Consider the following 635-nt stretch of genomic DNA (forward strand, 5'->3'; position numbering starts at 1 on the left):
AAGGACAAGGGCTACAACCTGCGCATCGCCCTGGAGCCCAAGCCCAACGAACCCCGCGGCGATATCTTCCTGCCCACCGTCGGCCACGGCCTGGCGTTCATCGCCGAGCTCGAACACGGCGACATCGTGGGCCTGAACCCCGAAACCGGGCACGAGCAGATGGCCGGGCTGAACTTCACCCACGGCATCGCCCAGGCCCTCTGGGCGGGCAAGCTGTTCCACATCGACCTCAACGGCCAGCGCGGGATCAAGTACGACCAGGACCTCGTCTTCGGCCACGGTGACCTTACCAGCGCGTTCTTCACCGTTGACCTGCTCGAGAACGGCTTCCCGGGCGGCGGGCCCCGCTACGAAGGCCCGCGCCACTTCGACTACAAGCCCTCCCGCACCGATGGCTACGACGGCGTCTGGGAATCAGCCAAAGCCAACATGAACATGTACCTGCTCCTGAAAGAACGCGCCCTCGCGTTCCGCGCCGATCCCCAGGTCCAGGAAGCACTCACCGCCTCGGGCGTGTTCGAACTCGGCGAACCCACCCTCGCCGCCGGCGAAACCGGCACCGACCTGCTGGCCGACACCACCGCCTTCGAGGACTTCAACGCCGACACCGCAGCCGAACGCTCCTTCGCGTTCGT

The 635-nt window shown here is 66.3% G+C and carries 1 protein-coding gene; it reads left to right on the forward strand.

The window, feature by feature from the left end:
- Positions 1–635, forward strand: a 635-nt coding sequence (locus tag AC5RT4_RS17740) for an apurinic/apyrimidinic endonuclease family protein (protein WP_494106620.1), incomplete at both ends; no start/stop codon positions are given.

This window comes from Arthrobacter sp. sptzw42 (genome assembly GCF_059089685.1).